This window comes from Streptomyces daliensis (assembly GCF_054782395.1).
The window spans coordinates 38232-63253 of the sequence record NZ_BAAGSO010000008.1; the positions used below are offsets into that span (position 1 = coordinate 38232).

Consider the following 25022-nt stretch of genomic DNA (forward strand, 5'->3'; position numbering starts at 1 on the left):
GAAGGACCGGGAGAATCCCTCACCGTGCTCCGGGGGGAAGGAGAGACCGGAAGTCGCAGGGTCGCTGGAGTTTGCCTCGCCTGGTGTAGTCACACTCACGCAAACGAAGCAATGGCAATAGGCGTAGTGCGGCACATGAGTGAAGGTGCGTGGCATCCAGGTGAATCACACCGGTGTGAAGAGATTCCGAATATCCTCGTCGGTCTGAGGAATTCACTCGGTTGCGACGGCAGGGCTTCCGCTTCCTCGCTGCGCACGGCGACAGGGGGACGGGCCGACCGCGTCGCGCCGGGAGACACGCCCGGTCAGCGCGGTGTCCGACACCCGAAGGCGGCACGGACCCGCTTCCCGCATCGCTCTCACCGTCGCCTCCGCTTGCGTTGCCGCCAGCGCGCGGCCACGGCGCGGCGAACTGCGGGGGAATTTCCCGGACTTCGCAGCTGCCCGCCCCCTTGGGCAAGTGAACTCTTCGCGCACTTTATCCCTCGGACTCGGGAACCCGCGTTCACGAGAACATGACGGACAACGGAGCGGCGAAGGGGCGTAGCGGCGTACCGGTGGAATGTGTCGTGGATCACAGGAACTCCGCCCGTATCGCGGAGAGACAACGGGTGTGAGCTATCCAGAAGACGCGGGCGACGCGGGTGATCTGCGCCGACGCATACGGGCGGGGGACCGGCAGGCGTTCGCCGACCTGTACGAGGACCACGCGAGGACGGTCTACCACCACGCCCTCCGGCTGACCGGCGACTGGTCGACGGCCGAGGAGGTCATGTCCGAGACCTTCCTGACCGCCTGGCGCACCCGGGAGCGGCTGGAACCGGACGGCGGGTCGCCGCGCCCGTGGCTGCTGGGCATCGCGACGCACAAGGCGGACAACGCCAAGCGCGCGCTGCGCCGACGGCTCGCCTTCCTGGCCCGTCGCGCCGAGCCGCCCACGGTGGCGGACTTCGCGCAGGAGACGGCGGGCCGCGTCGACGACGCCCGTCGGCTGGCCGCCGTGCACGCCGCGCTGAGCCGTCTGCGGCGGTCCGAGCGGGAGGTGCTGACGCTGTGCGTGTGGTCGGGCCTGGACTACGCGCAGACCGCCGAGGCGCTGGGTATCCCCGTCGGCACGGTGCGCTCCCGGCTGTCCCGCGCCCGCGCCAGGCTGCGGCGGCTCAGCGAGGAGGAAGAGCACGGGGAACGGCGGCGGGGCCGCGGAGAGGTAAGCAGCGAGGCCGCGTTCGCGGCCCTGTCCGAGCGGGAGGAAACCGCATGAACGACGACGCCAGCTCGTCCCGTCCCGTCACCGACGACGTGGCAGGGGAAGTGGCCAGGCTGCTGCCCCCGCCCCCCGTCGGGGACCTTACGCGCGGGCGCCACCTCCACCACAGGGAACGCCTGATGCACGAGATCGACCACGACCGCGACCAGGCCGCCGCCAAGCCGGGCGCCACCCCCTCCGGCCGCCGCGCCCGGCTGCTGCGTCCAGCGCTCCTGATGCCGGTGACCGCGCTGGCGCTGGCCGGGGCGCTGACCGCGGGGCTCGCCCTGAGCGGCGACGGGAGCGGGAGCGGGAACGGCGGCGGCGCGCGCGACACGGCCTCCGCGACGGAGGGCTCGGGGCAGGCGGGCGCGCTGCTCGGCCGCATCTCCAAGGCGGCGATGTCCACCGAAGCGGAGACGGTCCGCGAAGACCAGTTCGTCTACACCAGGAGTTCGTTCCGCGAGGCGGACGTGACCAGCGGAAAGGCCGTGACGGATCCGCTGAAGGAGCGGGAGATCTGGCTCCCGCAGCGCTCGGGGCCCCTCAAGAAGCTCGGGCTCGTCCGCCAGGACGGCGAGAGCCTCCCGATCAACCCCGAACTGGGCGAGGAGAACGGCACACCGGCGGGCCTGCACCGGCCCACGTACCGCTGGTTCGCCTCCTTGCCGACGGACCCCGACGCGCTGCTGAAGTACCTCTACGCGAAGACCTCGGAGTCGGACACGCAGGAGCACGACCAGGTGGTCTTCGACGAGATCCGCTCTCTCGTCTCGGGGCAGATCATGCCGCCGGAGAACGCCGCGGCCTTCTTCAAGGCGGCGGCCCGCATCCCCGGCGTCACCAAGGCTCCCGACGCGCGCGACGTCACAGGCCGCAAGGGCACGGGTATCGCCCGCGAGGACACCGAGCACGGGGAGCGTTCGGAGTGGGTCTTCGACGCCGACGACCTCTCCTACCTGGGCGCGCGCACCTATCTGACGAGGGACACCGTCCAGGGCGAGAAGGGCACACTGCTCTACGGCGAGGCGATCCATGACCAGGCCGTGGTCGACACCGAGGGTGCCCGGCCCACGAAGGGGAGCTGAGGCGGGACGGGCGCGGGGCCGGGCCGGGTGCGGCCCGGCCCCGCGCCCGTCGGACAACCGTCAGGCCGGCCGGTACGTGACCGTCGGCGCCGCGTCCCCCGTCCGTCAGCCGTCGGAGCTGCCCGAGAGCCAGGGGCGGATCTGACGGCGGGCGTGGTGCAGGCGGGACTTCACGGTGCCGAGCGGGATGCCGAGCCGGTCGACGATCTCCGCGTAGTCCATCTGGCACAGGTCCCGGTAAACGAGCGGGGCCACCAGGTGGGGGCTGTCGCGGTCCAGCTTCTCCAGCGCCTCCAGGAAGTCCACGCGCGAACCGGCGATGACGCTGGTCGTGCGCGGGTCGGGGGCGCCGCTCTCGTACTCGGGGTGCGAGGCGAGGGGCTGCTCGGCCGAGCGCCGCTTCAGTTCGCGGTACTTCTGGCGCGCGCAGTTGGCGACGACGGTGTGCAGCCAGGTGCTGAAGCGGCTGCGCCCCTCGAAGCGGTGGATGTTGCGCGCGACCTGGAGCAGCACGTCCTGTGCGGCCTCCTCCGCGTCCTCGCGGAACAGGAGGAAACGGCCGCAGCGCCGTACGATCTCGGGGCGGATCGCCCGTAGGAGCTGATCGAGTGCTGCGGAGTCACCGGCGGCGGCACGCGTGGCGAGGGCCTCGGTGTCCTCACCACCGGCACCCTTTCGCGCACCGGTACCCGGACCGGGGGTGCCGGGTATGTCGGTCTTGTCGGGCCTGTCTGGCTCGTTCACGGCGTCTGCTGAGGCGGTGGACACATCAAGGCATCATAAGGGGCATGCCCGCACTTGATCAGATCGGCCGTTACCGAGTGGAGCGACGTCTCGGGGCGGGGGCCTTCGCCGTCGTATGGCTGGCACACGACGACAGACTCCAGGCGCCCGTCGCGATCAAGGTGATGGCCGAGAACTGGGCCTTCCGCATGGATATCCGAGAACGCTTCCTGGACGAGGCACGGCTGTTGCGCAAGGCGACGGCCGGTGGCGTGGTCCAGGTCTTCGACATCGGTGAACTGAGCGACGAGCGCCCCTACTTCGTCATGGAGTACGCCGACCGCGGCACCGTCGAGGACCGCATGATGGCGGGCCCCCTCCCGGTCTCCGAGGCACTGGAGCTGATGGCGCAGGTGGCGCGCGGCGTCCAGGGGCTGCACGAGACGGGGATCGTGCACCGCGATCTGAAGCCGTCGAACGTGCTGCTGGCCGGCGGGGGCACCGCGGGCCGGGAACGCGTCCTGGTCTCCGACCTCGGCCTCGCCAAGAACCTCGCGCAGGCTTCGGGGCTGACGGTGGTGGCGGGTTCCGTCGGCTACATGGCTCCCGAGCAGGCGGAGCCGTACGAGGGCATCGACGGCCGCGCCGACGTCTACAGCCTGGGCGCTGTCCTGTACCACCTGATGACCGGGACGGTACCGGCCTCGCCCGACAAGGTCATGCCGCTGGACCAGTTGCGCGAGGGGCTGCCGCCCGGGGTGGTGCACGCCGTCTCCCGCGCCATGGAGCCCGACCGGAAGAACCGCTGGCCCACCGCGGCGGCGTTCGCGGAGGAGCTGGACGCGCTCGCGGAGCAGGTCGCCGCGGGTGCGGGGGAAGCGCAGTCTCCCGCGCCTCCCGCGTCCCCCGTGCCGACGGGGGAGCCGTCCTCGCTGTGGGGGTGGGGGTCCTCCATAGCGGAGCCGGAGTCGGCCCCGAAGCCGGCACCGCCCGCACCGCCCTCGCCGTCCCCCGTGCCGGAACCCTCCCCCGTACCGGAACCCGCGCCCTCACCGGTTCCCGAGCCCGAGCCCGAGTCCGCGCCCTCACCGGCGCCCGAGTCCGCGCCCTCACCGGCGCCTGAGCGCGCGCCCGCGCCCGCGCCGGAACCGGAGAAGGCGGTCGCCGAGCACCCGCCCGCGAGCCCGTCTCCGGCGCCGTCTCCGCCCCCGCCCCCGCCCGCTGCCCCCTCCCCGTCCGCTTCCCCGTCGCCCCAGTTGTCCCCGTCGTCGTTCTCGTCCTCCGCCGAGGTCCTCTCCTCGCCGGGCTCCGGTTCCGGCTCCGGTTCCGGCGTCAGCACCCGGCGCGGCCGGGCGCGCGGGAAGGCCGTCGTGGTCGGTGTCGTGGCGGCGGCGCTGGTGGCGGCCCTGGGCGTGGCCATCACGCAGAACGACGACGGCCCGGCCCCCGCCAGCACGGTCCAGGTGAGCGACTCCACGAAGCGGGTCAGCGTCGACGTACCGGCCGAGTGGGCGGACGAGGCGGTGGATTCCGGCTGGAGCCCCTCCTCGCTCGGCCTGAGCACGAAGCACGCGCCAGGGCTGCTCGTCGCGGAGGACGTGAGCAGTTGGCCCGACCTCACGGCGGACATCAGCGGCGTCTTCATCGGCACCGGCGGGGTGCGGCAGGCCGAAGGCGCCAAGGCGAGCGCGCTGACGGACAAGGTCGCGGGGATCAAGCACGGCGGCTGCTCGTACGGCGGCAGCCGCGCCTACAGCAGCTCGGCGTGGCGCGGCAGCGTCCGCTCCTGGTCCTCCTGCGACTCCCCGGGGCACTCGCTGCGGGAGATCGGGCTCACCTCGAAGAAGAAGGGCGTACCGCAGGTCTATGTGCAGATCCGCTGCGACGCGGACTGCGCCGAGCGCACGGACGCGGTGCTGCGGAGCCTGAAGGTGAGCGGTTCATGAACCTGAGCGGATCATGAACCCTTTCGCCGGGGCCCACGTGGCGTGTTTGTGTACGCCTGTGGGGGCAGGCGGGGGATACGGGGCGCGTGGCACGCCGCGAGCGGCGGGGCCACCGTGTGAAGGAACGACCAGGAAGTGACGGCAGCACCATGACACAGCACCAGGACATACCGGCCGCGGGGCCGGTTACCGGCACCGCCGGGGGTCCGGTCACCGCGCGCCCGGGTGCGCGTGTCCGGCTCACCGCGGCTGCCGCGGTGGTCCTGGCGGCGGCGGCCCTGCTGTCCGGCTGCGGCGACAAGGTCGCCGGTGCTTCCGGGCCCCACAAGGTGTCGGGTACGGCCGCGCCCGCAGGGGGCGACGCGTCGGACGGCGCGAGCAAGAGCCCCGACGGCAAGGCGTCCAAGAGCGGCAAGCCCAGCTCTGGCCCGTCCTCCGCGAAGGGGGAGAAGGGCTCGGGCGGCGGCTCGGCCGGGGGAGGCGGCGAAACGTCCCCTTCCGCGTCCGAGGGGCAGGGCGGCGCGGTGGGCGGGGCCGTGAGCGGCGGCGGGGGCGGGGCGGGCGGCGCCTGCCTCGCGTCGGACCTGGACGCTTCGGTCGGCCCCAACCACCCGGGCGGGGGCCAGCAGAACTACGCGCTGATCCTCACCAACAAATCAGGCCGCACCTGCACCGTCCACGGCTACCCGGGTGTGGCGTTCGTCGACGGCGCGGGCAAGCAGGTCTCCGTCGACCCGACGCGCGCGCCGGGCCAGCCCTCGACCGTCGAGCTGAGCGCCGGGAACAGCGCCTGGGCGCCGCTCAGCTTCGCCAACGTCCAGATGACCGGCGTCGAGACGGTCACTCCCGCCACGGTCGTCATCACGCCCCCGGACCAGCGGGCGTCCCTGCCCACCCCCTGGAACGGCGACCCCGTGACCAACTCGAACGAGGGCTCGGTCCCCAAGGTGGGCCCCCTCACCGCGGGCACGGGCTCCTGATCCGGGCTGTCGAGGGCCGTTGCCGTTGAGGGCTCCGGGGGATTCGGGGGCTCCGGGGCTACGTCTCGCTGCGGTCGCTGCGGTCGCTGCGGTCGCTGCGGTCGTCGCGGTCGGCGCCGTCGTCGCCGTCGGCGCCCTGGCCCAGCTCGTCCGGCACGACGACGATGCTGACGAGATGGCGGGTGCGGCCGTCGCCGGGGGTGCTCGTGGTGCGTGAGGTGACCGCCTTCTGGATCTCCTCGACCAGCGCCTCGTACTCCTCGCGGGTCAGCCACACCGCGCCCTGCCGGTACATCAGGCCGTCGGATGCGGGCTCGATGCCGTCGCGGGAGAGGTAGCGCTCGAAGTCCGACATCATCGCGCCCGAGAACGCGGTGAACGCCTGCCGGTGGTCGTCCGGCGTCATCGCCGTCCGCGCGTCCTCGTCGACGAGCGCCCCGTCCTGGCGCACCTGATAGCTGCGCTCCACCGTCCCGCGCACCTTCTTCTCGCCCACCACCTCCAGCACGCCCGCCTTGGTGAGCGTGGCGATGTGCCGGTACATCGTCGCCGGAGGGACGTCGGGGAGACGGTCCCGCAACTGCGCGGTCGTCAGCGGCTCGGAGCCGACGAGCGTCTGGAGGATGCGCAGCCGGACGGGGTGGAGAAGAAGATTCGCGTTCGTCATGACGCTTATGGTCTCACGTCTGATAACGTTCTCACTGTTGAGATTGATGAGGGCGGGAAACGAGAGGCGTAAGCGTGCGCAACATCGATATGACGGTCATCGCGGACGACGCGGTGCCCCTGGCGGGAACGCTGACCCTGCCCGCGGGCCCTGGCCCGCACCCGGCGGTCCTGCTGCTGCACGGATCGGGACCGATCGACCGCGAAGGCAACAGCGCCAAGCTCCGCCTTGACCTGGGCGCCCCGATGGCCGCCGCGCTGGCGGCGGAGGGGATCGCCGTACTGCGGTACGACCGGCGCGGCACCGGCGAAACCCCCGGCGACTGGCGTGCGGCCGGATTCACCGGCAACCGCGAGGACGCCGCCGCCGCGGTCCGCGCACTGGCCGCGCACGCCGACATCCGCGCCGACGCGATCGGCGTGGCCGGCCACAGCGAGGGCGCCCTCCACGCCATGGCCCTCGGCGCGCGGCCGGACGTCAGCGCCGTGGTGCTGCTGGCCGGGTTCGCCCGTACCGGCGAGGACGCCTTCCGCTGGCAGATCCGCTCCGTCACACGCGGCCTCCCCGCGCCCGTGCGGCGGCTCGTGCGCGCGCTGGTCGCCCGGCAGCTCGACCGGCTCGAGCACACGACCACGGACGTGACGCGCGTGGCGGGGCTGCTGCCCATGAACGCGCGCTGGATGCGGGAGATGCTGCGCCACGACACCCGCGCCGACCTCGCGGACGTGCGGGCGCCCGTGCTGGCCGTCACGGGGGAGAAGGACCTCCAGGTCGACCCCGCCGACCTGGACGAGATCCGACGGCTGGTGCCCGGCGGGGCCGAGGTCCACCGGATACCCGGCCTCACCCATCTGCTGCGCCGCGACGAGGGGGCGCCCTCGGTGCGCTCCTACCGGCGGCTGCTGCGCGAGCCCGTCGACGCCGACGTGCTGGGGCTGGTCGCCGACTGGCTCGGGCGCCGGCTCGGCGAGACGCCCGGAGGGACGGCGCGGGAAACGGAGCGCACGGCCTCCTCCTGACCGGCCCCGGGCGCCGCCCCGGCCCGCCTCCTCCCCTCCAGCCCTGTGAACCCGGCCCGCCGCCCCAGGGGCGGTGTCGGCCCTGTCTTTGGCATGCCCATGCCCACGCCCATGCCCGCATCCACGCGTCCCCCGAACCCCGTAAAGGACTGACGTCATGAGCGCGACCACCACTCCCGCCCCGGCCCCCGCCCTCGCCCCCACCCGTCGGCGCGGCGGCGGCCTCCCCCTCTTCCTGGCCGTCACCTTCCTCACGAGCTGGACCGCCTGGGCCCTCGCGATGGCGCTGGGCGGGACGGCGATGTCCGCGCCCGCCGTCGCGCCCTACCTGCTCGGCGCCTTCGGGCCGCTGTTCGGCGCGCTCGCGCTCCGTGTCCGACGGGCCCGACGCAAGGAACCCGCGCCGGAACACGCCGTGCGCACCCGTCCGAGGGTGCTGTTCTGGGCGCCGCTGATGCTGGTGCTCACTGTCGCGAGCGTCGCGGGAGGCGCGCTGCTGGCCCGTGCGCTGGGCGGCCCCGACGTGAACCTGTCGGCGGCCGACGGCCTGTTCAGGACGGCGGGCGGCGCCGCGCCGTTCTTCGTCAGCATCCTGGTCTCAGGACCGCTGTCCGAGGAGGCGGGCTGGCGCGGCACGATGCACCCCCGGCTGCGCGCCTCGATGGGCCGCTTCCTGACCAGCCTGCTGGTCGGTGTCGTCTGGGCCGGATGGCACCTGCCGCTGTTCTTCATCGACGGCACCGTCCAGCAGAAGCTGGGTCTCGACACCCTGGGCGGCCTGCTCTTCGCGGTCAGCACCGTCCCGATGGCGCTGCTGACCGGTTACGCCTACGAGCGCGCCGGTGTCTTCGCCGCCGTAGCGGTGCACTTCGCGACCAACGGGAGCATGACGATGCTGGGCGTCGAGGCGCCCCTCGTGCAGGGCGCCATCATCGCGACCCAGACGCTGCTCGCGCTGCTCCTGCTGGCGACCCACCGGCGCCTGGCGCCCCGCGAGTCCGCCGAGCGTCACGACGCCGCCGTCCCGGCGCCCCAGGCCACCCGCACGGGAGCCTGAGCCCCGGCCCCTGGCCGCCCCGCCCTCCCGGGGGCGGGACGGCCGATCGGCGTATAGGGCGCACGGACGTACCGGGTGCACCGCAGCCGGGAAAAAGAGGTTAGGTAAACCTAACTTTCTGTCTATGGTGTGGCGTCATGGATCTCTGGGAGCTGGCAGGCGTCAGCGTCGTGTACGCGCTCGTGTTCGTGGCACTGTTCACCGCGGTCATCGTGGGAACCCTCGTCGTGGCCCGGGACGCCCTGCTGTCTGACTATCCCGCCGCGATACGCGAGCGCTACGGGCGGCAGAGCGAGCGCGGCAAGCGGGCCGCGTCCGTGGCGGGGCTGCTGAACCTGACGCTGTTCGTCGCGGTACCGGTGGCCGGGGTCCTCGATCTGCACGGCCGGACCGGTGAACCCCTGGGCTTCTGGCCGCCGTTCGTCCTCGGCACGGTCTCCTACCTCGTCCTCGTGCTCTTCGACCTGGTGGTCCTGGACTGGTGGCTGTTCTGCACCGTACAGCCCCGGTTCATGGTGCTCCCCGGTACGGAAGGCATGCCCGAGTACCGCGACTTCGCCTTTCACGCCCGCGTCCTCTGCCCCCGGCCCGTGCCATGGCCGCTGCTGGCCGTCCCGGCGTACGGAGTGGCCGTCGGCGCCGTCGCCCTGCTCGCGGAGGCGCTCGCGGGGTGACGGGCGGCACCCGGCGAAAAAATCACCTTCAGGCGCCTGCGGCGGCGCTACGTTGGGCACTTCTGAACGGCGAGGTACGCACATGGAGGGGCGTGACGCGTGTGCCGGAGGGCGAGCGGGTTCAGGTGGTGCAGGCGAGTGAGGCCCATATTCCGCAGATCGTCCAGCTCGCGGAGTCGCGGAGCTTAGGCAGCTCGGCGCAGACCCACGAAGGCAGGGCGGTGGAGGGCGGGTTCCTGGTGTCCGCGTACACCGAGGCCGACTACCGCTCCCGGCTGGCGACCGCCGAATGCTTCTACGTGGCGGTCAAGGGCACGAAGGTGCTCGCGTTCCTGCTCGCCTACAGCTCCGAGCGGATCGGGCAGGACGAGTGGCTGAACCGGCGGATCAGGACGGCACTCGGCCGCTTTCTCGTCATCAAGCAGATCTGTGTGGCGAAGGACGCCGCACGCGGCGGCATCGCCTCGATGCTCTACTACCACGTACTGGAGCGGTGGGAGGAGAGCCCTGTGATCGCGGCGGTGGTCAACAGGCCGCCCAATCTGGCCTCCGCGAGGTTTCACCAGAAAATGGGGTTCCAGGAACTCACACGGCTGACCCCTCCCGACGGAATGCCACGGGTGGTCTGGGTGTGGCGCAAGCCGAGAGAGGCCATGCTGCACGCCCAGTACGCGATCTCCGTCGACCTGTACAAGCACGAGGACAACACCAACTGGCAGAAGCTGAACAACTTCTTCTACATCACCGCGGGCCTCGCGGCCGCCACGGCCTTCTCGCTCGACAACGCGAGCTCGGGCGGGGAGTTGGGGAGGGCCCTTGCCGTCATCATCGCGATCATCGGAATCGGGTCCTCCCTCGCCTTCGCCATCATGCTGGCCTTCGGGCGGAAATACCTGCTGGCGCGCAAGTCGGCGCTGACGGAGCTCGAGGAATTCATGGCCTGGCACGGTGGCCAGAGAATAGTGACCTGGCATTCGGGCGAGCCGGGGAACACCTATCTGAAGGTGTCGCCGACCGGGGCCGTCATGGTGTGCCTCCCCGTTCTGGTGGGGCTGTGCTGGCTGGGCGTCCTCGTCATCCTGATCCGCGGCTGAGGCGCGCCGCGGCCGTCGCACTGCGGCCGTCGCGCTGCGGCTTCGCGCCGCGACAGCCGGTCGCAACAGTCGTCCCACCTGCGCGGTCATCGACATGTCAACGGGATGTGATCACCGCTGCCTAGCGTCAGACGCGTTGGTAGCCAGGCAGGTTCACAACCCAAGGGGGACATCACTCATGTCGAAGACGAGCAAGGTGGGACGGTCTGTTCGCGCCGCGGCAGTGGCGGCGGTGCTGACCGCGGGGACCGCTGTCGCGTTCCCCTCCGCCGCGCAGGCGGCCGACGCGGGGCACTACTACGTCCAGATCGGCGGCACAGGACCCACGGAGGACCGGGACGGCTGCCCCACCACCTCGACCTCCTACGACACCGCGAACAGGGTTTTCGGTCTCGGCTCCTCCGTGGTCAGCGTGTGCTACCCGGCCAGCGCGGGCCCGGTCATCGGTTCCAAGGGCGGGCTCGTCGAGCCCTCCGGACAGGTGCACCCCGAAGCGCTCACCGCGCCGACCTACGACGCCAGCGTGCGCGTCGGCGTCGAGCGGGGGCTCCAGGCGGCGAAGGACACCCACGAGGCCCACCCGGACGCGCAGATCACGATCACCGGCTACTCCCAGGGCGCGCAGGCGGCGGACGAGGTGCTCCAGCAGATCGCGGGCGGCGACACCGGGATTCCGCTCTCGCAGGTCGACGGTGTCCTCTACGCCGACCCGATGCAGCCCGAGACCGGAATCGGGGCGCACCTCCCCAGGGGACTGGGCATCCCCGGGGTGGCCACCTCGCCCGGCGCGGGGCCCGCGGAGTTCAACGGCATCCCGGTCAAGCGGTACTGCATCGTCGGCGACCCGGTGTGCGACCTGAGGTCCCCCGCGAACGCGCCCAACTACTTCACCCTGCACCCGAAGTACCCGGAGTCCGTCATCCCCAAGAACCTCACCCGGACCGGTGAGAGCGGCGTCCAGTGGCTGAACGAGAACGGGGACCCGGTGTAGGACGCCTGACGTAACGGGGGCAGGGGGCGCCCCCCAGGGGGTCACGGGGGAACAGGGGCACGGGGAAACGGGGGAACAGGGGAAACGGGGGAACAGGGGGGACAACGGCCCGGCCGGTCATGCTCCGGCCGGGCCCGGTCCGTCCCGCTCCGGCCGCGACTGCGACCGCTGGTCCCCCAAGTCGTCCAGCACCCGGGAGATCCTCGCCCGGTTGTCGTCGGCGTCGGGGAGTGCGGTGCCGCGTTCGAAGAAGTCGCGGGACCCGGACAGGTCCTCGGCCTCCGCCTCGTTCCAGACCAGCCGGTGCCGTATCGCGATCTCCGGCGCCGAGCCGGCCTCCTCGTCCAGCACCGTGCGCGCCCGGCGGCGGAGTTCGGCGGCGGCGCCCTGGTTGCCCAGGTCCGCCTCGGCCGTGGACAGCCGGTCGAGGACGGCGGAGTACAGGGGGAGGTCCCCGAGGCGTCTGGCCAGGTCCTCGGCCTTCCCGAGGGTGCCGACGGCCTCGGCGGGCCGGCCGAGGTCGAGTTGGAGCCCGCCGAGGCGCAGCAGCGTCTTGCCGTGGAGCCTGGGGCTGCCCGCCTTCTCGGCCAGGGCGATCGCCTTCAGATAGCGGTCGTACGCCTTGTCGTGCTCCCCGAGCTGATGGTGCATGTCACCGGCGCGCGTCATGATCGAACCGGTGAGCCAGTCGTCATGCGTCAACCCGCCCGCGAGACGGAGGACTTCGGCGAAATGCTCCATGGACTCGGCGATCCGCCCCTCCAGATTGGCGAAGGTGCCGAGACCGGCCGAGGCCCTGGCCTGTTCATGCTCGTCACCGGCCCGACGGCTGATGTCCAGCGCCTCCGTGAACCAGTCCCGCGCCTGCTCGTAACGGCCCTGCACCCCGTACAGGATGCCCAGGCCCGAGCGCAGCGCCGAGTCCATCCGGCGGTCGGTGGCCCGACCGAGCAGCGGCAGCAGCGTCTCCAGCGTGGTGCGGCACTCGTGGAAGCGGCCCTGCCGGGTGAGGTAGTCGACGAGGCCCTCGGCGATCCAGCACGCCTCGTCCAGCCTGCCCGCTTCCACCGCCTGGCCGATCACGTCGACGAGTTCACCGCCCGCCTCGTCCAGCCAGGCCGTCGCCTCCTCCCAGTCGGCGAAGGGGCCGTTGCCCTGCGGCCCTGTCGGGCAGGACGAGGTGCCCCAGTCGCTCGCGCACCGCGCGGCGGCCACGTACAGCCGGAACACCCCTTCGCGGGCCGCCGCGGCCTCGCCGGGCTGCGACGCGGCGGCGACGCGACGGGCGTAGACCGCGACCAGATCGTGCAGGCGGTAGCGCTCGGCGGTCACCCGCTGCACCAGGCTCGCGTCGGCCAGGCTCTCCAGCGCGCGCTCGGCCTCGGGAGGCGCCCAGCCGAGCAGCGCCGCCAGCGTCAGCCGGTCCAGCCGTACGGTCGGCGACAGGCCCAGGGCGCGGAACGCGCGCTGCTCGGCGGCCGGAAGCTGCGCGTAGGAGAGCCGGAACGCGGCTTCGACGCTGCGGTCCTCCACCGCCAGTTCGTCGAGGCGGCGCTCGTCGTCCGTCAGCCGCGCCACCAGGGACTCCACCGCCCACGACGGGCGGTCCTGTATCCGCGCCCCGACGATGCGCAGCGCGAGCGGGAGCCGTCCGCACAGCGTGGCGAGTTCGCGCACGGCCACCCGCGCACGGTCGGCCCGCTCGCCGCGGTCGGCCTGATCGTCGCGGTCGCCGTCGCCGTCACCCCCGTTCTCCTCGCGGCCGACGATGCGGGTCAGCAGCCCCGTCGCCTCGTCGATGCCGAGCGGGGACAGCGAGACCCTGCGGTCCGCGTCGAGGCCCGTCAGCCGCCGACGGCTCGTCACCAGCACCAGGGAGCCGCGTCCGGCGGGGAGCAGGGGGCGCACCTGCTCGGCGCGCGCAGCGTCGTCGAGCACGAGGAGCAGCCGGAGGGAGGCGGTCGCGGCGCGCCACGACGCGGCCAGCTCGTCCAGGTCCTCGGAGTCCTCCCCCTCCCCCGCGCCAACGGAGCGCAGCAACCGGCGCAGTACGCGCTGCCGCCCCGCCGTCTCGCGGTCGGCACGGTGCCCGTGCAGCTCCACGAACAGGCAACCGTCGGGGTACCGGTCCCGCAGGGCGCTCGCCGCGCGCACCACCAGCGCTGTCTTCCCGACCCCGGCCATGCCGTCCACAGCGCGGACGGTGACCTCGCGTGCGTCGGTGGGCGCGACGAGAAGCTGGTGCTGCCGGTCCCGGCCCGTGAAGTTGCCCGTCTCGACGGGCAGTTCGAGCCGGGCCTGCGGCGTGCGGCGGGCGTGGTCGGGCCGCCGGGGTCCGGCAGACGGGTCCGGCGGGGACGTCGCGTGCTGCGGAGCCCGCGCTTGCGGTACGGGGTTGCCGCTGCTGCGGTTGCCGTTGGGTCTGCTGGGTCCGTTGGGCCTGCTGGGCCTGCTGGGTCCGTTGGGTCTGTCGGGCCCGCCGAGTAAGGAGGCGTCGTCGCCACGGAGAACCGCCGCGTGCACCCGCCGCAGTTCGGCGCCGGGCTCCACGCCTTGCTCGTCCACCAGCCGACGGCGCACGGCGGCGTACACGTCCAGCGCGTCGGCCTGCCGGTTGGCGGCGTGCAGGGCACGCATGAGCAGGGTGGCCAGCGCCTCGTTGTAGGGGTGGGCCGTCGTCAGGGAGAACAGCTCCGCGACGGCCTCTGCGTGCCGTCCGGAACGGAGCTGGCAGTCCACCTTGTCCTGCACCGACAAGAGTCGCTGCTCCGCCAGCCGCAGCCGCTCCCCTTCCGCGAAGGGGCCGGGGATCCCGGCCAGTGGCTCGCCGTAGAACAGCCCCAGCGCGCGGGACCACGCGTCGACGGCGGCGTCCAGGTCCCCGGAGTCCCGCGCCGCACGCCCCTCGGCGGCGGTCTCCTCCCACCGCGCCACGTCCACCCGCGCGCTGCTCGGCGCGAAGCGGTAGCCGCCCCGAACGGTGCCGATCACGGACCGGGCCGCGCCCTCCCCTGCCGGGACATCCCCGTGGGCGTCCAGGCGACGCCGTATCCGGTGCACATAGACGGGGATCACCCTGTTGCCCGTGCCGGGGGGCTCCATGCCCCAGACCCCGTCGAGCAGTTGCTGCCGACTGACGGTCCTGCCCGGCCGGAGCAGCAGGGCGACCAGGAGCGCCTGCTCACGCACCGGCCCCAGCTCCAGGTCCACGTCCCCGCGCCGGGCTTGGGGAGGCCCGAGCAGAGTGAAGCGAAGTTGCTGATTTGCTTCCGTGGACAAATCGCGCGGAATCGGCACTCAGCGAGCCTACCCACCCCTCAACCACCCTGCGGCGACCCCCACAAGACCTGCGCTCATCGCGTACGCCGACACCACACTGCCACTGCAAAACAATCAAACCCGGACCCCCGCCTGCTGGCGACGAAGCCGCCTTCCGGGCCACACAACGGCCACGCGACCGGTAACGCCCCCACACAACAAACAACCCCCAGGTCCCTGACCTGGGGGTTCGTCTCTGAGCGGGCGACGGGAATCGAACCCGCGCTCTGAGCTTGGGAAGCTCATGTTCTACCATTAAACTACGCCCGCGAGGAGCCGCAGAGTGACCGGCTCATCAGCGGATACTGTACCCCATCCCGGACCCCGGCCGCACAGCGCGAGGGGTCTTTTTGCTGTTCCCCGGGAGGGGAACGGGGCACGGGGTGGGGGAGTTGAGGCGTACGGTTGGGGAGCGGAGTGCCGCTGGTGGTCGCGCCCGCTTCATCCCCTAACGTGGCTTTTGTCGTCCACGTACATGGGGAGAGGGAAGCGATGGAGTCCACCGTCGTTCGGTGTGCCGAAGGGCACGTGTTCAGCACCTCGACGTTCCCGATGCAGAATCTCGGCTCCGGCCGGATCGGACCGGGCAGGCTGCTGCGCTGCCCGCGATGCGCGCGGCTGCGGCACGCGGTGCCCGTAGGCGAGCAGAAGCGCTAGGCCCGGTTACGGGCTGGGCCCGGCTATGGGCGAAGAGCAAGGCAAGCACAAGCGCGAGAGAGCAAGGGCAAGGCCCGGACCCGGTCAGGGGCCGGGCGAAGGGCAGCGAGCAGCGAGACAGTAGGCAGTGAGACGCGGGGCCGGTCCGATTGGGCCGGCCCCGCGTCGTGCGCGTAGTCTCGGTCCGTGCTTCTCTCAGACAAGGACATCCGGACCGAGATCGACGCAGGCCGGGTGCGGATCGACCCGTACGATCCGTCGATGGTGCAGCCGTCCAGCATCGATGTCCGGCTCGACCGTTTCTTCCGGGTGTTCGAGAATCACCGCTACCCCCACATCGACCCCGCCGTCGAGCAGGCCGACCTGACGCGGCTGATCGAGGCCGAGGGGGACGACCCGTTCATCCTTCACCCCGGCGAGTTCGTGCTGGCCTCCACCTACGAGGTGGTCTCGCTGCCGGACGACATCGCCTCGCGCCTGGAGGGCAAGAGCTCGCTCGGACGGCTGGGGCTGCTGACGCACTCGACGGCCGGCTTCATCGACCCCGGGTTCTCGGGCCATGTGACGCTGGAGCTGTCGAACGTCGCGACGCTCCCCATAAAGCTGTGGCCGGGCATGAAGATCGGTCAGCTGTGCATGTTCCGGCTGACGTCCCCGTCCGAGTTCCCGTACGGGTCCGCCCGCTACGGCTCCCGTTATCAGGGCCAGCGCGGGCCCACGCCGTCGCGCTCGTTCCTGAACTTCCATCGCACCCAGGTCTGAGGGAGACCCGGGAAGGTCTGAGATCTGAGAGAGGCAAGCAAGACACGTGAGTGACGAGCGCGAGAACCTGACGTATTCGCTGTTCGGGCAGGCCATCCGCGAGCTGGCGCAGACCGTCGCCGACGACGGGTACGAGCCGGACATCATCCTGTCCATCGCGCGCGGCGGGCTCTTCGTCGCCGGTGGCCTCGGCTACGCCCTGGACGTGAAGAACCTCCACGTCATGAACGTCGAGTTCTACACCGGGGTCGGCGAGACGCTCGACCTGCCCGTGATGCTGCCGCCGGTGCCGAACGTCGTGGACCTGAGCGCCAAGAAGGTGCTCATCGCGGACGACGTCGCCGACACCGGCAAGACGCTGAAGCTGGTGCAGGACTTCTGCGCCGAGCACGTCGCGGACACGCGCAGCGCGGTGATCTATGAGAAGTCGCACTCCCTGGTGAAGTGCGAGTACGTGTGGAAGCGGACCGATCAGTGGATCAACTTCCCCTGGTCCGTCGAGCCGCCCGTCGTACGGCGCGAGGGTCAAGTCCTCGACGCCTGACGTTCCCGGGCCCCCTCCCCTCCCTGGCCGGGTACGGGCGGCGCGCGGCGGATGGCCTGCGCGCGCCCTTCCCTTCTGCGATACCTGCGGGTAAGAACCGCGGGTAACGGATGAGGCCAGCCGGAGGGAGACCACCTCATGGCACGTGCGAGACCTGCGAGACCCGCGAAAACCGCGCGACCCACGAAATCCGCGAAATCCACGAGATCCGCGAGGCCCGCGAGATCCGTCGCAGCCACGATCGCGGCGGTGACGGCGCTGGCATTGGCGTACGGCGGCGGGACCCTGGTGAACCCGCCAGACGCCACCGCGGCAGGGGGAACGGCGGCGGCGGACGCCGCCACACCCCTGTCACCTGAGCTGGAGAAGATCAGGGCGGCCGAGGCCGCGAAGCTGTACGGAGATCCCGCGCAGCGCCCCATGGAAGAGCGCCAGTCCTCCCTCATCTCGCTGGGCGACAGCGAGATCTCGGGCGAGGGCGTCGGCACCTACGAACCGGGCACGAACGGGCCCGACAACTGGTGCCACCGTTCGCCCGACGCGGCCGTGCACCGCACCGGGATCGCCGCGGACGTGACGTACAACGTCGCCTGCTCGGGCGCGAGCACGGCGAACATCCGCATCGGCGGGACCAAGCAGTACGCGGACGAGCTGGTGCAGAGCGACAGCCTGGCCATCGCCGCGCGCAACACCAGGCTGAAGCAGATCACCCTGGTCGCGGGCGCCAACGACGACCTCCAGTTCGGGCCCGTGATGACGGACTGCGTCACGCGCTGGTTCCTGCTCCAGGGACCGTGCCAGCCGAAGTACGCGCCGGGCTGGCAGGCGCGGGTCGACGGACTCGTGCCGAAGGTCGAGCAGACCGTGAACGACCTCAAGACCGTGATGCGGGACGCGGGTTACGCCGACGGCGACTACCAGCTCGTCGTCATGGGCTACCCCAGCCCCATCGGGCCCGACATCGAGGACAACCCGCGGTACCCCGGCAAGCTGCCGGGCGGCTGCACCGGCTACACCAGCGACTCCGCCTGGGGCCGCAACGAGGCCGTGCCCGCCTTCGAGAAGGGCATGCGCACGGTCGCGCAGCGCACGGGCGCGACGTACCTGGACGCCTCGCGGCTCTTCCACGGCCACGAGGTCTGCATGGACGACACCAGGGCGCGGGGTCTGTACGTCGATCTGACGAACCCGTTCCCGCCGGACTCCAACTCCGTACGCCAGTCCTTCCACCCCAACGCGCGCGGGCACGGCGCCTTCGCCGAGTGCCTGACCCGCATCTACGAGGCGGGGACGGCGAACGGCGTGCGCGAGGCGTCCTGCGCCGACCCGGCGGGCTCGGGGCAGCCGAAGCTGTACGAGGTCGCCTGGGACGACGTCTTCACGTCGCTGCGCAACGCGGGCACCGGAAGCTGTCTGGACGTGCGCGGCAGTTCCACGCGCAACGGCACGGCCGTCGGCGGCTGGGACTGCACCGCTTCGCAGCGCAACCAGGGCTGGTGGCGGGACTCCGCTACGGGGACCGTGCACACCGAGCTGACCCAGGACCGGTGCCTGGACGTGCCCGGATCGCGCTACGAGCCGGGCGTCGAGCTGGTGCTGTGGAACTGCTCGGCTGACGGCAACCAGCGGTTCACGCGGCAGGGCGACACCCTCCGGCCCACCGCGGCGCAGAACCTGTGCCTGACCCTTACAGGTGCGCGTGAGGAGGTGCGGCTGGAGAGCTGCGACGGCTCCGCCGGGCAGCGGTTCACCCAGGGGTGAACCGGTCAGGGGCGAACCCGCGCCCGACCCTGACAACACGGCGCCCGTGACGCGGCGCCCGTAACTCAGCGCCCGTGACACACGTGGGCCCCGCCGGAGCGTCGACACTGACTCTGTCGGGGATCTTGGCGGTCCGCTCAGTCTCTGGCGGACCGCCAGGACCTCGGCCGGGTGATTCCGTGCTGGTCCAGGTAGTTCTGGAAGGCGGTCGGCGGCCGGGGCGGGGGTGCTTCTCCGGTCGGCGGCCGTCGGCTGAGGCGTTCGATGTTTGCGGCGATGGCTGTGAATACGTGCTGTAAGTGGGCTTTGTGCTGTCCCCGGTAGCGGCAGTGGCGCATGCCGTGTCCGTGGGCGAGTTCGTTGACGGTGCCTTCCACTCCGGAGCGGACCGCGTAGCGGGTCTGCCATTGGGGTGTCTGCTGCTCGGCGCGGACGCGGAGTTGCAGGTCACGGAGTTCTCGCGGGGGGAAACCCACGCTCCGGGCTCTGTCGGCGGTGGTCGTGCAGCGGCTGCGGGCCGGGCAGGGACGGCACTGGCTCTTGGTGAACCGCGCGATGATCAGCGGTGCTGCGGTGGGTGAGGAGGTCGGGTAGGGGCCGTGCCATCCCGCGCTGGTCTCGCCCTGCGGGCAGGTGACCTGGCGGCGGTCGAAGTCGATGTGGAAGTCGTCGCGGCCGAAGCCGTTGTTCCTGCGGTTTTGGCGGGTGGTGTTGACCGGCAGTGGTCCGGTGACCGTGACCTGGTGTTCGCGGGCTGCCTGTTCCAGGTGGACCAGGGAGGTGTAGCCGCCGTCGACCAGGTGCTCGGCGGGCAGCAGCCCGCGATGCTTGAGCCGGGTGTGAATGCCGGGCAGGGCCTTCGCGTCGTAGCCGGTGGCGTCGGTGGTGGCCACATCGGTGATCACGTTGACGCCATCGGGATCGCAGGTCTCGGTGAGGTGTGCAATGAACCCTTTCCACCGGGTGTCGCCGCGGCGCGCGTAGCGGGCGCTGACGTCGTAGGGCGAGACGACCGCGGCGGCCGGGGGAGGCAGCCCGCCGTCCTCGGCGGTGCGCCAGTGCAGGCGGCCGGCCCCGTCGCGGTAGTAGTTCTGCACCATGATCTGCCGCAATGCCTGGATCCGGGGACCGGACAGGTGGTCCGCCCCGTGCTCCCCGACGTGTTCCAGCAGCCGCACGGCGTCGCCGCCGGTGGCCAGGATCCTGGTCTTGGGACGGGTGGGGTTCTTGCCCAGACGGACCGGGCGGCCGTAGCGGCGCCCCCACTCCTCGTCGACCAGGCTGTCCAGCAGGTGCGGAGCAGTACCGGCCAGCTCTTCCAGAGCGGCGCGGACGGCCTCGGTGACCAGTTCCAGCCGGGTCAGGTCACGCACCGCGGCCAGGACGTGGGTGGAGTCCGTGCGCTGGGTGGTGCGCTCGCGGACGAGACCGGCCTCCTTCAGGCGCGCGAGCGCGAGGTCGAGGAGGCGGTCGGCCCGGTCGTCCTCGGTGAGACGGTCGCGGAAGTCGGACAGCACGCTGTGGTGGAAGCCGGGATCGTCCAGCTCCATGGCCAGCGCGTACTTGAAATCGATGCGGCAGCGAACCGCTTCGGCCGCCTGCCGGTCCGACAGGCCGAGCAGGAACTGCAGCACACAGACGGTGGCCAGCTGGGCGGGCGAGAGCCCTGGGCGGCCGTCGCGCGGGTACCAGTCGGCGAAGTCCTCGTCACGCCACAGCCCGCCCAGGCGGTCTCTCACCCACATCGCCGTTGTACCGCCCGGATTACTCGCCCGCGCCATCTGCACGGTCAGAAAAGGGACTTGCTCACCAGAACGGGCGTGGAGCGACAACGGGCACCTCGACAACTGCATCGGTCCTTGAACAGAGCCGAGCATGCCCGTTGATCATGCTCCACCGTCGGGGATCCTCAAGATCCCCGACAGAGTCAGTGTCGAGCGTCCGGCGGGGCCCACGCACGCTTGCTCGTGACCGGCAGCGACGGCGGCAGCCAGGAGCCAGGTGCTACAGCGTGCCGAGCTTCATCAGCACCAGCAGCGCGATGAGCTGGATCGCGGAGGCGCCCAGTGCCTTGGGCCAGGGCAGGTCGTGCGAGCGGCTGACCATGGAGGTGAAGAGCGCGCCCGCGATGACCCAGGTCACCCAGCCCAGCACCTGCACGAGCGGCGCGGTGCCGCCCAGGAAGAGGGCGAAGAGGAGGCGGGGCGCGTCCGTCAGCGACATGATCAGCATCGAGAGACCTGCGGTCGGCGCCCAGGCGCCGTCACCGCCGAACTGCCGCGCCAGCGTGTGCGTCACCGCGCCCAGGATCAGGCCGACGAGCACGACCGCGACGGCGGTGGTGAGCACGTACGGGATGGCGCTGGACAGCGTCGCGTTGATGACCTCCTCGCGGGCCTGGTCGAGGCCGAAGATCGCGAGCAGGCCGTAGAGGAACGTGACGATGAGCGCCGGGCCCCAGACGGGGTAGTCGCGCATCTGGTAGAAGGTCGCGTTCGGGCGCGTCACGATGCCGCGCAGCAGGTCCTTCCAGTGCAGCCGCGGACCGGGGGGCGGTCCCGGGGGGCCGCCCGCGTCGTAGCTCCCGCCGTCGCCGTACCCGCCGTCACCACCGCCCTGACCGTACGGGTCGTGGATGCTGAACGCCTGGGTGTGGCCCGGGTTGTTGGCGTACGGGTCCTGCGCCGGGCCCTGTCCATGGCCCTGCGGGCTCCCGTAGCCGGGCCCGTGGCCCTGCGGCGCCTGACCGTGTCCGTGTCCGTTCCCCTGGCCGTAGCCGCCCGCCGCGCGCGGGTCGCCGAGGTACTCGGGCTCGTCCGGTCCGCCGTGTCGGCCCTGCCCGCCGCCCGCCTGGGGCCACGCGCCCTGCGCGCCGTACGGGGGCTGCTGCGGTGCCCGCTGTCCGTACGCGCTCGGCGCGCCGCCCGGCGCCTGCTGCGGGGGGTACTGCCCATGCTGTTGCGCGCTCCGGGTGTCCCGGCCGCGTCCCATCCTGAAACCAGCCACGTCATCGAACGTACCTTGTCCGGTGGGCCACGACGCGGGCCCGAAGGGCGTCGGCGCCGCATTGTGGCCGTTCCGGTACAACCCGTAGGGCCCAGTCCCTAGGGGCCCTACGGGTGTCCACGCGATCTTCACGTCACCTCCCGACGTCACCTCCCGACGCGGCCCCCGTCACGCCCCGCGCTCGTCAGCTCGGCTCCCACAGCGGGGCGTAGGCCGGGCCGGCGAAGGAGGCGCCGAAGCGCGCGGTCGTGGCCGGGGCGCCGAGGGCGCCGGGGCCGAAGGAGCGCGAGCCCGTCGCGGTCAGCCCGCCGGAGGCGCCGCGCAGGGACCAGACGGCGCCGTTCCCGCCGTTCTCGCCCGGCGCCGAGACGGCGAGACCGGCCTTGCCGTCGCCGCTGGAGTCGAGCAGCCGGACGGCGCCGCCGAAGCGGTCACCGGCCTCGGCGACACCGCCGACGCCCGCGGTGTCCTGGTGGAACGCCTGCGCGCCCGTGCCCGTCAGCCCGCCCCTGGCGCCCCTCAGCAGGACGGCCGAGCCCGCCGCCTTCTTGGGGCCGATCGCCTCGAAGGGCACACCGGCCGCGAGGTCGTCGTACCCGTCGCCGTTCACGTCGGCCGCCGAGAGCGTCGCGCCGAACTGGTCGCCCTCCTCGCTCGTGCCGGGGACGCCCGCCGTGGCCTGGGTGAAGGCGGCGGTGCGGGTGCCGGGGCCCGAGGCGGTGCCGTGGACGACCTTCACGGTGCCGGAGTCGTAGGGCAGGTTCTCGACGACGCCGCCGGGGACCGCGCGGTAGGCGAAGTCGCCGAAGCCGTCCTTGTCGAAGTCGCCGACGGCGCCCGTCGCGGCGGAGGGGAGCAGGGCGCCGCGCGCGGTGAGGCCGTCCTCGCCGCCCGCGAAGAACCGGGTGCCGCGGCCCATCTCCTCGAACGACTGGAGCACGAAGAGGTCGTCGGCGCCGTCCCCCGTGACGTCGCCAGCTGCCAGGCTCTGGACGTAGCTGTCACCCGTGGTCAGCTCCACGGGGCTCTCGGAGGCGGGCGCGCCCGCGCGGGTGAAGGGGCCCCGGAGGACGCTGTAGCCGCGCGCCTCGCCGCGGAACATCAGCAGGTCCTGCGCGCCGTCGCCGTCGAAGTCGCCGCCGGTCAGGTCGTCGCCCACCCCGTACGTCTCGTCCTCGCCCGGGTCGACGACCACTGAGCCCTGCCCCGACAGCCCGCTCCGCGCGCCCCACAGCACCGTCACGCTGCCGCTGCCCGCCGGGTTCGCGCGGCTCTCGCCCGGGCTGCTGACGGCGAGGTCGGTCAGCCCGTCCCCGTCGAGGTCGCGGGCCACGAGGCGGTGGCCGAACAGGTCGCCCCGCTCGGCCGTGCCGGGGACGCCCGGGCTGTGCTGGCCGAGGACGGTGCGGGTGGCGGGGTCCAGCCCTGTGGGCGAGCCGTAGACGACGGCTACGTAGCCGGAGGAGGAGTCCTGGCCGTACGTGCCGGGGGCGCCGATGGCCAGGTCCTGGTAGCCGTCGCCGTTGAAGTCCTCGCGCACCTGCTGCGGCGCGTGCTGTGCTGCCTGCCGCGCCGCCTGGGCGTCCGGCGCCGCCGCGCCCGCCGTCAGGGTGAGGCCGCCGGTCAGCGCGGCGGCCAGTCCGACCGCCGCCGCATTCCGTCTACGGGCCCGTGTACGTGTACGTGTGCGCATGGGAGTCCCCCTCCGTTGGTCGCCGGGCCGCACGGGACGTCGGCCTGGTCGTGCGTCGGTCCGGACAGGTGCGTCAGTCCGGCAGTACGGAGCCGAACTGCCGGCCCGCGAAGCCGAGTCCGAAGCGCGGGGCGCTGAAAGAGGTGGCCTGCTGCGTGGTCAGGCCGCCGGAGGCGCCCCGCAGCACCCAGACGCCGCCGTCCTCGTCGCTGCCCTCCACCACGTCCTCGCCCCGCGCGCTGACGGCGAGATCGGCCCTGCCGTCGCCGCTGACGTCGGACAGGTGCACGGCGGAACCGAAGTAGTCGTACTCCTCCGGGACGCCGGGCACGCCGGACGTGGCCTGGTGGAACGACTGGTTCCCGCTCGTGGCCAGGCCCTTCGCGCTCCCCTTGAGGAGGACGGCGGCGCCCGTGCTGGTCACCCCGTCCACGTTCTCCCGCTCGACGCCGACGGCGAGGTCCGCGTAGCCGTCGCCGGTCACGTCCCCGACCGAGACCGAGGCGCCGAACCAGTCGTTCGGCTCGTCGGCGCCGGGCACCCCGGGGCTGTCCTGGCCGATCGTGACGGGCTCGCGCGCCGTGCCGGGGCCGCCCGGGGCGCCGTAGCGGATGGTGACGGTGCCGCCGGCGCCGTCGAACCTGTCGCCCGTGACCAGGTCGTCGATGCCGTCGCCGTCGATGTCGCCCGTCGCGGCTGCTGTACGGGTACCGGTGCCGATGCCGTCCCGCTCGATCAGATCGCTGTCGAAGGCGAGTCCGGCGGCGCCGCAGGTGAAGTAGCCGGTCCAGTCAGGGCCGTAGTCCGACTCCCAGCCGTACGCGACGAGCCCCGCGCTCCCAGAGCCGGTGACATCGGCCGCCACCACGTCCTGGGCGCGTGCGTCGCGGCCGTTCCAGCCGCCCTCGGCGGGTATCGGCGCGTTGTCGTCGTTGTCCTCGCGGCCGAAGCCGTCGGGCACGTACCAGGCGTTGGCCCGGCTGACGACGGCGATGTTGAGCCCGGCGTCGCCGTCGAGATCGGCCACCGCGACACCCTCGCCGAAGTCCTGGTCGTACGCGCGGGGGCTGGTGACCGGCGTGCCGCCGTACGCCAGCCCCTTCGGGCCGCCCCACAGCACGGTGACCATGCCGCCCCTGCCGTCGGCCAGCCGCTCGCCGGGTGCGCCGACGACGAGATCGGCGTAGCCGTCGCCGTCCACGTCGCCGCTCGCCGTCGACTCGCCGAACTCGTCGCCGCTCTCGCCCGCGCCTGGCACGGACGGCGAGTCCTGGCCGAGGGTGACGGAGCGGGCAGGGGAGACGCCGGAGGCCGAGCCGTAGGTGACGGTGACGGCGCCGCCCGTGAACTGGCCCGGGGCCTCGGCCTTCGGGGTGCCGACGACGAGATCGCCGTAGCCGTCGCCGTTGAAGTCGGCGTCGGAACCGGCGCGGGCGGTCGCGGCTTCGGTCGCGGCTTCGGTCGCGGCAGCGGCACCGGCAGCGGTGGCGGTGACGGTGCGGGGCGCCGAGTGGGCCGACGGCGCGGTCACGGCGGTGAGGCCGCCCGCCACGAGGACGACGACGGCCGCCGGACCGAGGGCTGACACGCGTGGACGCAAGGGGACTCCAGGTTCCGTGGGCAGCGGCGCCCTGTGGCCGCTGGTACACGGGTTCGACCCGTCAGGTCCACGGAAGGTTGCGTCCACGTCCCGGGCACATCGCGCCCGCCCGCTCACGCGTCAGCCGGACCCGCCCGTCACACGGGCCCCGTCACACGCGCCCCGTCACACGCGCCCCGTCACGCCGTCACGCCCG

General features: G+C 72.4%; 20 protein-coding genes, 1 tRNA gene and 1 pseudogene. 13 read left to right on the forward strand and 9 right to left on the reverse strand.

Annotation, left to right across the window (positions count from 1 at the left end; genetic code table 11):
• The first annotated feature begins 649 nt into the window (after positions 1-649).
• Positions 650-1261 carry an RNA polymerase sigma factor gene (locus tag ACYVOO_RS02255; RefSeq protein ID WP_461013993.1) on the forward strand — a complete coding sequence of 204 codons (612 nt, stop codon included), beginning with the start codon at positions 650-652 and terminating at the stop codon, positions 1259-1261.
• Positions 1258-2334, forward strand: coding sequence for a CU044_5270 family protein (locus ACYVOO_RS02260; RefSeq protein WP_461013960.1), 1077 nt, complete (start codon positions 1258-1260; stop codon positions 2332-2334). Before ACYVOO_RS02255 ends, ACYVOO_RS02260 begins: the two co-directional genes overlap by 4 nt.
• Positions 2335-2439: 105 nt before the next feature.
• Here ACYVOO_RS02260 and ACYVOO_RS02265 read toward each other — a convergent pair whose 3' ends face one another.
• Complete coding sequence (locus ACYVOO_RS02265) at positions 2440-3045, reverse strand: RNA polymerase sigma factor (RefSeq protein WP_461013994.1); 606 nt, start codon at positions 3043-3045, stop codon at positions 2440-2442.
• A 77-nt stretch (positions 3046-3122) separates the two neighbouring features.
• Here ACYVOO_RS02265 and ACYVOO_RS02270 point away from each other — a divergent pair, with 77 nt between their 5' ends.
• Positions 3123-5003 (forward strand): serine/threonine-protein kinase, encoded by a 1881-nt coding sequence (locus tag ACYVOO_RS02270; RefSeq protein WP_461013961.1) that lies wholly within the window; start codon positions 3123-3125, stop codon positions 5001-5003.
• 149 nt (positions 5004-5152) lie between these two features.
• On the forward strand, positions 5153-5983 hold the full coding sequence (locus tag ACYVOO_RS02275; protein ID WP_461013962.1) for a DUF4232 domain-containing protein: 831 nt from the start codon (positions 5153-5155) through the stop codon (positions 5981-5983).
• 58 nt (positions 5984-6041) lie between these two features.
• Here the strand turns inward: ACYVOO_RS02275 and ACYVOO_RS02280 are convergent, their stop codons facing one another.
• Entirely contained in the window at positions 6042-6650 is a 609-nt protein-coding gene (locus ACYVOO_RS02280) for a helix-turn-helix domain-containing protein (protein WP_461013963.1), read from the reverse strand.
• Positions 6651-6724: 74 nt separating this feature from the next.
• Here ACYVOO_RS02280 and ACYVOO_RS02285 point away from each other — a divergent pair, with 74 nt between their 5' ends.
• From ACYVOO_RS02285 to ACYVOO_RS02305, 5 genes are all read left to right on the forward strand, one after another.
• Positions 6725-7669, forward strand: coding sequence for an alpha/beta hydrolase (locus ACYVOO_RS02285; protein WP_461013964.1), 945 nt, complete (start codon positions 6725-6727; stop codon positions 7667-7669).
• A gap of 157 nt (positions 7670-7826) precedes the next feature.
• Positions 7827-8726 carry a lysostaphin resistance A-like protein gene (locus ACYVOO_RS02290; protein WP_461013965.1) on the forward strand — a complete coding sequence of 300 codons (900 nt, stop codon included), beginning with the start codon at positions 7827-7829 and terminating at the stop codon, positions 8724-8726.
• A 137-nt stretch (positions 8727-8863) separates the two neighbouring features.
• Positions 8864-9400, forward strand: coding sequence for a hypothetical protein (locus ACYVOO_RS02295; protein ID WP_461013966.1), 537 nt, complete (start codon positions 8864-8866; stop codon positions 9398-9400).
• 92 nt (positions 9401-9492) lie between these two features.
• Positions 9493-10494, forward strand: a complete 1002-nt coding sequence (locus ACYVOO_RS02300; protein ID WP_461013967.1) for a GNAT family N-acetyltransferase — start codon at positions 9493-9495, stop codon at positions 10492-10494.
• Positions 10495-10672: 178 nt separating this feature from the next.
• Complete coding sequence (locus tag ACYVOO_RS02305) at positions 10673-11485, forward strand: cutinase family protein (protein ID WP_461013968.1); 813 nt, start codon at positions 10673-10675, stop codon at positions 11483-11485.
• A gap of 117 nt (positions 11486-11602) precedes the next feature.
• Here ACYVOO_RS02305 and ACYVOO_RS02310 read toward each other — a convergent pair whose 3' ends face one another.
• From ACYVOO_RS02310 to ACYVOO_RS02320, 3 genes and pseudogenes are all read right to left on the reverse strand, one after another.
• On the reverse strand, positions 11603-13642 hold the full coding sequence (locus ACYVOO_RS02310; RefSeq protein WP_461013995.1) for a tetratricopeptide repeat protein: 2040 nt from the start codon (positions 13640-13642) through the stop codon (positions 11603-11605).
• 360 nt (positions 13643-14002) lie between these two features.
• A pseudogene (locus ACYVOO_RS02315) lies at positions 14003-14782 on the reverse strand (AfsR/SARP family transcriptional regulator); the annotation flags it as partial.
• Between the two features lie 220 nt (positions 14783-15002).
• Positions 15003-15073, reverse strand: a tRNA-Gly gene (locus tag ACYVOO_RS02320).
• A 222-nt stretch (positions 15074-15295) separates the two neighbouring features.
• Between ACYVOO_RS02320 and ACYVOO_RS02325 the strand changes: the two genes are divergently transcribed.
• The 4 genes from ACYVOO_RS02325 to ACYVOO_RS02340 all read left to right on the forward strand — a co-directional run bounded on the left by ACYVOO_RS02325 (position 15296) and on the right by ACYVOO_RS02340 (position 18527).
• On the forward strand, positions 15296-15460 hold the full coding sequence (locus ACYVOO_RS02325; RefSeq protein WP_453348324.1) for a hypothetical protein: 165 nt from the start codon (positions 15296-15298) through the stop codon (positions 15458-15460).
• A gap of 186 nt (positions 15461-15646) precedes the next feature.
• The gene (gene dcd, locus ACYVOO_RS02330) at positions 15647-16222 is read left to right on the forward strand and encodes a dCTP deaminase (RefSeq protein WP_453348325.1); all 576 of its coding nucleotides are present in this window, start codon (positions 15647-15649) and stop codon (positions 16220-16222) included.
• Positions 16223-16268: 46 nt separating this feature from the next.
• Positions 16269-16766: a phosphoribosyltransferase gene (locus ACYVOO_RS02335; protein WP_453348326.1), complete on the forward strand. Its 498-nt coding sequence runs from the start codon at positions 16269-16271 to the stop codon at positions 16764-16766.
• Between the two features lie 240 nt (positions 16767-17006).
• Complete coding sequence (locus ACYVOO_RS02340) at positions 17007-18527, forward strand: ricin-type beta-trefoil lectin domain protein (protein WP_461013996.1); 1521 nt, start codon at positions 17007-17009, stop codon at positions 18525-18527.
• A 137-nt stretch (positions 18528-18664) separates the two neighbouring features.
• Here ACYVOO_RS02340 and ACYVOO_RS02345 read toward each other — a convergent pair whose 3' ends face one another.
• The 4 genes from ACYVOO_RS02345 to ACYVOO_RS02360 form a co-directional block, all read right to left on the reverse strand.
• Positions 18665-20272, reverse strand: coding sequence for an IS1182 family transposase (locus ACYVOO_RS02345; protein ID WP_461013969.1), 1608 nt, complete (start codon positions 20270-20272; stop codon positions 18665-18667).
• A gap of 259 nt (positions 20273-20531) precedes the next feature.
• A complete protein-coding gene (locus ACYVOO_RS02350; RefSeq protein ID WP_461013970.1) occupies positions 20532-21533 on the reverse strand; it encodes a Yip1 family protein in 1002 nt (333 codons plus the stop codon).
• A gap of 184 nt (positions 21534-21717) precedes the next feature.
• Positions 21718-23226 (reverse strand): hypothetical protein, encoded by a 1509-nt coding sequence (locus tag ACYVOO_RS02355; RefSeq protein WP_461013971.1) that lies wholly within the window; start codon positions 23224-23226, stop codon positions 21718-21720.
• A 73-nt stretch (positions 23227-23299) separates the two neighbouring features.
• Complete coding sequence (locus ACYVOO_RS02360) at positions 23300-24814, reverse strand: FG-GAP and VCBS repeat-containing protein (RefSeq protein WP_461013972.1); 1515 nt, start codon at positions 24812-24814, stop codon at positions 23300-23302.
• Positions 24815-25022: the final 208 nt, after the last annotated feature.

What these genes read in the sequence shown, in the direction of transcription:
- ACYVOO_RS02290 (WP_461013965.1), top strand. Translation starts at nt 7,827, where the DNA reads ATGAGCGCGACCACCACTCCCGCCCCGGCCCCCGCCCTCGCCCCCACC.
- ACYVOO_RS02325 (WP_453348324.1), top strand. Translation starts at nt 15,296, where the DNA reads ATGGAGTCCACCGTCGTTCGGTGTGCCGAAGGGCACGTGTTCAGCACC.
- ACYVOO_RS02305 (WP_461013968.1), top strand. Translation starts at nt 10,673, where the DNA reads ATGTCGAAGACGAGCAAGGTGGGACGGTCTGTTCGCGCCGCGGCAGTG.
- ACYVOO_RS02295 (WP_461013966.1), top strand. Translation starts at nt 8,864, where the DNA reads ATGGATCTCTGGGAGCTGGCAGGCGTCAGCGTCGTGTACGCGCTCGTG.
- ACYVOO_RS02280 (WP_461013963.1), bottom strand. Translation starts at nt 6,650, where the DNA reads ATGACGAACGCGAATCTTCTTCTCCACCCCGTCCGGCTGCGCATCCTC.
- ACYVOO_RS02260 (WP_461013960.1), top strand. Translation starts at nt 1,258, where the DNA reads ATGAACGACGACGCCAGCTCGTCCCGTCCCGTCACCGACGACGTGGCA.
- ACYVOO_RS02355 (WP_461013971.1), bottom strand. Translation starts at nt 23,226, where the DNA reads ATGCGCACACGTACACGTACACGGGCCCGTAGACGGAATGCGGCGGCG.
- ACYVOO_RS02275 (WP_461013962.1), top strand. Translation starts at nt 5,153, where the DNA reads ATGACACAGCACCAGGACATACCGGCCGCGGGGCCGGTTACCGGCACC.
- ACYVOO_RS02270 (WP_461013961.1), top strand. Translation starts at nt 3,123, where the DNA reads ATGCCCGCACTTGATCAGATCGGCCGTTACCGAGTGGAGCGACGTCTC.
- ACYVOO_RS02345 (WP_461013969.1), bottom strand. Translation starts at nt 20,272, where the DNA reads ATGTGGGTGAGAGACCGCCTGGGCGGGCTGTGGCGTGACGAGGACTTC.